This is a genomic window from Actinophytocola sediminis (genome assembly GCF_054779715.1).
Map to the genome: position 1 here is coordinate 1 of NZ_BAAGXS010000116.1, position 534 is coordinate 534.

Consider the following 534-nt stretch of genomic DNA (forward strand, 5'->3'; position numbering starts at 1 on the left):
ATTGGCAAGGCTCAGGCTCGTCGTCTCGGCGTCGCCGCCGCCGACATCCAGCGCACCATGGTCGACATTGTCCTTCAGCGTGAAGGTGAAGTCGCTGCCGTTCGGCGCAATGGTGAACACCACGCCGCCGGCATTCGGGCCGTCGGCCACAACGCCGTTGATGACGCCGCTGTTGGCGTCATAGACGAAGTTGATGGCATGGCCATCCTGGGTCAGGCCGCTCGGGCCCGACACCGCAGCGTTCAGCGCGATCGCCACCGGCGCATCGGCGCCCGCCGTCACCAGGGCGGCGATCTGGGCCGCGGTGATCGACGCCGTCACCGTCTGGCCGCCTTCGCTGTTGCCAACGGCACCTGCCGTGTTCAGCGCATCTTCATGCACCGTGCCGAGGTTGACCGTCGCGGCATTGTTGACGGGAATGTCGTTCTCGATGGTCACGCTCGCCCCGGCATTGATGACGATCGCATCGCCATCGCTGTCGGTTGCCGTGAACACATTGGCAAGGCTCAGGCTCGTCGTCTCGGCGTCGCCGCC

Annotated in this window: 1 protein-coding gene; it reads right to left on the bottom strand. The window is 66.1% G+C overall.

The features are described from left to right. A partial coding sequence (locus tag ACYVIP_RS44555; protein WP_460407288.1) for a hypothetical protein occupies positions 1-534 on the bottom strand: 534 nt, incomplete at both ends.